Below are 4,736 nucleotides of genomic sequence, written 5' to 3'. Positions count from 1 at the left end.
AAGCGGAAGAGGTTGAGGAGATGGCAGTGATTGCAAATGCCCTGTGCCTCAACATCGGGACCCTCAACCATGTACAGATCGAATCCATGGAGCTCGCCGGCAGCATGGCAAACGAGCGGAAGATCCCGGTTATCCTCGATCCGGTAGGAGTCGGTGCAACGCAGTACCGGACAAAGACTGCACAGCGGCTCCTGGACCGGCTCGATGTTGCGGTTCTCAAGGGCAATGCCGGCGAGATTGGTGTGCTGGCCGGTGCCGAAGCAAAAGTCCGGGGCGTGGACTCTCACGGGTTGTCCGGTGACCCGGTCACCATTGCACAGGAGTACGCGGAGGCAGCCGGCCTGACTGTTGCCATCAGTGGTGCAACAGATGTGATCACCGACGGGAAACACACGCTGCTCGTGGAGAACGGCCACTCACTGATGGGAAGCATCTCCGGCACAGGCTGCATGGCAGCATCCGTGACCGGGGTCTTTGCTGCGGAGTCAAAGGACATGGTACTTGCATCGGCAGCAGCGTTTGCCGCGTTCGGCATTGCTGGAGAACGGTCAGCGGCATCAGCGCGGGGACCCGGCAGTTTCAAGAAAGGGCTCTTCGATGAACTTGCCAACCTCACTCCGGAAGACCTTGCACGGGCAACAAGGATGAGAACAGTGTAACTGTCCCATGAAACCCGACCTGTACGTTGTCACGGATGAAGGCCTTGCCGGCGGCCTCCCACACAGCGAGATCGCACGGCGGGCAGTTCTTGGCGGTGCAGACGTCATCCAGCTCCGGGAAAAAATCCTCCCCTCCCGCGAGATAGTGAGGGTTGGCCGGGAGATCCGGGAGATAACAAGGAAAGCCGGAGCGCTCTTCATTGTCAACGACCGGCTGAACATCGCCCTTGCCTGTGGGGCCGACGGTATTCACCTTGGCCAGGGTGACCTTGCGTGTGAGACTGCCCGCCAGCTCTCCCCGGCCGGCTTTATCATCGGGGTATCGGTGGGTTCCGTTGACGAAGCCCTTGCCGCAGAACGGCAGGGTGCCGACTACGTGGCAGTCAGCCCGGTCTTTTCCACCGGTTCAAAAGCAGATGCAGGCCCGGGGTACGGGCTTTCCACCCTGAAGGATATCCGCGCCGCGGTCCACATCCCGGTTATCGCCATCGGGGGCATCGGGCCTGCCAATGCTGCTGATGTTATTGAAGCAGGAGCGGACGGGATCGCGGTCATCTCTGCGGTAGTCTCGCAGCCCGACATCACGGCAGCGGCACGCAGGCTGGCTTCAATTGTTGCCGCCGCGAAACGCGCACGGGGAGGAATGCTGTGAGTGGCAGTACCGGGCCGCGTTTTGTCCTGCACGAGCATTTTGCCCGGCACCACCACTTCGACTTCCGGCTGGAGCATGACGGCGTCCTCGCCAGCTGGGCAGTGCCCAAAGGGCTCCCGGAGAAGGCCGGCGAACGGCGGCTTGCGATTGCTGTCGAAGACCATCCTCTGGACTATATCGGGTTTGAGGGAACGATCCCGGAAGGCGAGTACGGGGCAGGAGAAGTAAAGATCACTGATACCGGGACGTACGAACCTCTCGAATGGGAGCCCGGGCGGATTGAAATTCTCTTAAGCGGCAGCCGGTTTACCGGCAAATATGTTCTCATCCGGTTTACAAAAGCCGGAGAAAAGGAATGGCTCATCCTCCGCGCAAAAGAATGAACCTGCCCCATCATTGTCTATACTACACTGGTCATCTGCTGGAGAATATGATCCCGGGGGTAACTTATAAGAAATTCTGCACTCCATGTTCAACAGAAGATTTGTGTGCAGGTCCGAAACGATATGAATACCGTGTCACCGCGAAACACTCTCTGGCTCTCCTTTACCGGGCTGTTGACCCTGGGGATCATCCTCATCTCGATCTACTCCCTGAAAAACGGCTTTTTTGACATCTTCCCGTACTTCTACATTCTCCCCATCCTGCTGGTTGCCTGGTGCTGTCCCCGGTATGCCGTGTATTTTACCGTTGGCCTCGGATGGGTATTCCTTGGTATTGTTTACCTGTACGGCCCGGCAAGCATCCAGCTGTACGCCGCGAGCATGGCTTTCTTCTATGTCTTTGTCTCGCTCGGTGTGGTCCTTGCCGCCTTCTCTACGCAGGTTGTCCAGGAGAGGAAATACCGCGAGATCTTTGAGACTTCGCAGGCCGGGATCCTGACGATCAGCCGCGAGACGCGGAAGATCCTGGCAGCCAACCGGAAGGCCGCCTCCATTCTCGGGTACACACCAGAAGACCTCACCGGGCTGGAATTTGGCGACCTGTGGTTCGATTCCAAACAGGAAGTTGCGGCCATAAAAAAGATCCGTGAAGAAGGGACGATAACGGAGATGGAGGTAGCGTTGCGGAAGAAGGACCGCACCGTGATCTGGGTGCTTGTTTCCGCAGCAGTCAGCAATGAGGGGCTCACCGTGCTCTCGTTCATGGACATAACGGAAGGCAAACGGATGAAGGACGAGCTGATCGAGTCCGAGCTCCGCTACCGCACCCTCTTTGACGGGGCAAGCGACGCGATCATCCTTCACGACATCGATGGGAAGATCTACGAGGCCAATGTCATCGCGAGCCGCTACCTTGGGTACACCCGGAAGGAGTTCATGAACAAGAGCCTCTATGATCTCGTGGTAGATCCCGGGACCATGTTCCCTTCGGATGAGGTTAAGCAGTTCACGGCACGGGGCCATCTGTTGTTCGAGTCGGAGCTCAAAAAGAAAGATGGCGGTTCAATGCGGGTTGAGATCAGCAGCCGGGTCACCGAGTATTTCGGCATGAATGCTGTCATGAGCACAATCCGTGACGTCTCGGAACGGAAAAAAATCTGAGAAAAACCGCATGCAGGATAAGATGACCCTGCCGGGGACGGTCCGGTGGCTGGTTTTACGGTACGGGAAGGGGGCACTTCTCGGGCTTGTCCTGTACCTTCTCCTCTGCGCCGTTCTCTTCTTCTGCGGGTTCATGATTGCACTGGGAAACGAGGCCTCGTGGTCGCGCCCGTTTCTCCGTGCAATCGAAGCGTTCTTTGTTGTAGCAAACCCCCTGTGGGGGATCCCGTTGTCCATGATCCTCGGCGCATGGTATCGCGGCCGGAAATGAAACACGGTGAAGCGCCATTTCCCGGGATAAAATTACCTGCCAATGGAAGAAACACCTGGAAAAGAAGGAAGCCGCCGGAGGGACTTGAACCCTCGACCTGCTGATTACGAATCAGCCGCTATACCGCTAAGCCACGGCGGCGCAATACCTCACAATATCGGCTTTTGCGTTAATAAAAATATGTGTGGGTTACGAGTAACCGGAGAGCGTTGTAACGTTCTGCTGTGCCGGCTGCTCCTTGGGCGCGATAGTGCCGAACTTGGACTCATAGTCGGCAACGCTCTTTGAGAGGACCGCAACGAGGTTCTTCGCATGCGAGGGAGTGATCGAGACGATGGCCTTGGCCCGCGCCTGGTTGACCTGCGGGAGCTGGTGGAGGAAGAGGAAGGTGAACTCATCGTCCTTGTACGCAACCTGGATCATGTTGCTGTACACGGGGTCGAGCGTGGGGGGGATATTGACGGATATTTCCTGGGATGCCATGCAACCAGTGTTAACCCTGAAAGATTATCCGTCTTTTCCTGCGAGGCGGTCCCGTAACTATCTTCTTCTCCCATTCCAACATGCTAGAGAGAGGAATTACCCTGGCTGCCCACACGGATTACTGCACAATCTCCGACCTGGTGCGGGTGCATGCCTGCCCGGTCCGGTATTATTACGAGCGGCACGAGACCCTTGTGGAATCGGACCGCTATGCGGTCTGCAAACAGCTGTCTTACCACCTGGGAACCCCGCTTGAAGCCGATGCCATCTGGCAGGAGGTAGCCGCGGTCCGGCCGGGTATCGACTCATCCTTAAGGGAATTGCTGGACATCAGCATTGCTGCCTGCAACAAGACTGCGTGGAAGCCTGCATCGGAGACCGATGTCCGGGTAGTCTCCGATATCCAGAAACTGGCCGGCATGATCGACCGCATCGACGGCGAGGGGACGTTCTCCATCATCCGGGCCTCGGGTGCCCTGCCGTTTGGTGCCTATGCCGCCGACCGCCTCCGGGTTGCTGCCATCGCGCTCTGCCTTGAGGAGATGACCGGATCGGAAGTAAAGGGCGGGCATATCGAATACATTCCTGATGGTGTATCCCGCTTCCATGAAGTCCAGCCCCGGGACCGCCGGCAGGTGATTGCCACGTTGAAGAAACTGCGGGAGATCCGCGAGGGTGCAATGCCGCAGCACCCGCTCAATGCGCCCTGCAACCGCTGCAGGCACCAGGAGAAGTGCGAAAGCAGCGTGGGGAAGCGGTTGTCGGAATTGTTGTAAGGGCAGTTATTCCGGTTCCCTGCCACATACTGAACAGCGGTAGTGGTGGACATCGATGATCCCGCCGCAGGCTTTGCAGCTCCAGCGTTCCCGTTCGTTTTTGACGAAAGCACGAATTCCGTCCTTCCTGATTGCCGCAAGGTTGTCGATCATGCTCATGTGGTATTTCGCCCTGTAGCGTGTGTCCAGCTGCTTCAGCCGTCTGCAGGGAAAATCGCTGCAGGTGTGGCGGTACCGGTCTTTCACCTGTTCGCAGGAAGAGATGCCGCAGTTGCTGTTGCCCATGCGGTCCGGTGTGTGTCAGGCCCCGCACTTGTTCTTCTTCCGGGACTATGCCTTACCTATCGCACA

8 protein-coding genes and 1 tRNA gene are annotated in these 4,736 nt (G+C 57.6%); 6 read left to right on the top strand and 3 right to left on the bottom strand.

Annotated elements, in window-relative coordinates; genetic code table 11:
* The 5 genes from thiM to CW742_RS07410 form a co-directional block, all read left to right on the top strand.
* Positions 1-659, top strand: a 659-nt coding sequence (gene thiM, locus CW742_RS07430; RefSeq protein WP_292418575.1) for a hydroxyethylthiazole kinase, incomplete at its 5' end; no start/stop codon positions are given.
* Between the two features lie 7 nt (positions 660-666).
* The gene (thiE, locus tag CW742_RS07425) at positions 667-1,311 is read left to right on the top strand and encodes a thiamine phosphate synthase (protein WP_292418571.1); all 645 of its coding nucleotides are present in this window, start codon (positions 667-669) and stop codon (positions 1,309-1,311) included.
* Complete coding sequence (locus CW742_RS07420; RefSeq protein ID WP_292418568.1) at positions 1,308-1,694, top strand: DNA polymerase ligase N-terminal domain-containing protein; 387 nt, start codon at positions 1,308-1,310, stop codon at positions 1,692-1,694. The genes thiE and CW742_RS07420 overlap by 4 nt, the downstream gene beginning before the upstream one ends.
* 132 nt (positions 1,695-1,826) lie before the next feature.
* On the top strand, positions 1,827-2,855 hold the full coding sequence (locus CW742_RS07415; RefSeq protein WP_292418566.1) for a PAS domain-containing protein: 1,029 nt from the start codon (positions 1,827-1,829) through the stop codon (positions 2,853-2,855).
* A gap of 10 nt (positions 2,856-2,865) precedes the next feature.
* A complete protein-coding gene (locus tag CW742_RS07410; protein WP_292418563.1) occupies positions 2,866-3,126 on the top strand; it encodes a hypothetical protein in 261 nt (86 codons plus the stop codon).
* A 69-nt stretch (positions 3,127-3,195) separates the two neighbouring features.
* Here CW742_RS07410 and CW742_RS07405 read toward each other — a convergent pair.
* Together CW742_RS07405 and CW742_RS07400 are read right to left on the bottom strand one after the other, a co-directional pair.
* Positions 3,196-3,267: transfer RNA gene (locus CW742_RS07405), tRNA-Thr, on the bottom strand.
* Between the two features lie 48 nt (positions 3,268-3,315).
* On the bottom strand, positions 3,316-3,609 hold the full coding sequence (locus CW742_RS07400) for a DUF3467 domain-containing protein (RefSeq protein ID WP_015284982.1): 294 nt from the start codon (positions 3,607-3,609) through the stop codon (positions 3,316-3,318).
* Positions 3,610-3,689: 80 nt separating this feature from the next.
* On the opposite strand from CW742_RS07400, the gene CW742_RS07395 reads away from it, so the two are divergent.
* Positions 3,690-4,385, top strand: coding sequence for a Dna2/Cas4 domain-containing protein (locus CW742_RS07395; protein ID WP_292418555.1), 696 nt, complete (start codon positions 3,690-3,692; stop codon positions 4,383-4,385).
* A gap of 6 nt (positions 4,386-4,391) precedes the next feature.
* Here the strand turns inward: CW742_RS07395 and CW742_RS07390 are convergent, their stop codons facing one another.
* A complete protein-coding gene (locus CW742_RS07390; RefSeq protein ID WP_292418552.1) occupies positions 4,392-4,670 on the bottom strand; it encodes a hypothetical protein in 279 nt (92 codons plus the stop codon).
* Positions 4,671-4,736: the final 66 nt, after the last annotated feature.

The organism is Methanoregula sp. (genome assembly GCF_002835825.1).
GTDB lineage: Archaea > Halobacteriota > Methanomicrobia > Methanomicrobiales > Methanospirillaceae > Methanoregula.
This window is presented reverse-complemented; position numbering and strand designations above follow the sequence as displayed.